Here is a 623-nt window from a genome sequence, read left to right as displayed (position 1 = left end):
ACCACCACTGCCGATCTGGTCACGGCAGCCAGTCTGGATATTACTGGCACGTCAGACCTGGGTGCCGATGTTACCACTTCTGGTTCACAGACCTATAACGGTTCTATCACCCTGAACAAGGATGTGATACTGACCGGCACCAGCATCACCGCTAATGCGGTAACCGGTGCGCATAACCTGAGCGTAAACGGTGATGCCGATCTGAATGGTGCAATAGCCGTGAATGATCTGTCCGTGAGCGGTAATGCAGATTTTGCATCTACGGTCGATGCTAACGCGGTCAGTATTACGGGTAACAGCATTATCAATGATCTGCTGAGGGCGGATAGCCTGAACATCAGCGGTACCAGTGTTGTTGCTGCCGATATTACTACCCTTGTAGCACAAACCTATAGCGGTACGGTCACCTTGACGAATGATGTCATGCTGACCGGCACCAGCGTCACCGCTAATGCGGTAACAGGTGCGCATAACCTGAGCATAACCGGTGCTGCTGACCTGAACGGAGCGGTATCAGTTAATGATCTGTCTGTCAGTGGAGATGCTGACTTTGCATCTACGGTCGATGCTAACGCGATCAGTGTAGGTGGCAACAGCGTTATCGGTGATACCGTTACCGCAGA

At 52.0% G+C, this 623-nt stretch carries 1 protein-coding gene; it reads left to right on the top strand.

Annotation, left to right across the window (positions count from 1 at the left end):
- The coding region (locus ACQY8X_RS21030) for a hypothetical protein (RefSeq protein WP_428037080.1) at positions 1–623 on the top strand (623 nt) is incomplete at both ends.

The sequence above is a fragment of the Amphritea sp. genome, from assembly GCF_050300915.1.
In the GTDB taxonomy this organism is placed as follows: Bacteria; Pseudomonadota; Gammaproteobacteria; order Pseudomonadales; family Balneatricaceae; genus Amphritea.
This window is presented reverse-complemented; position numbering and strand designations above follow the sequence as displayed.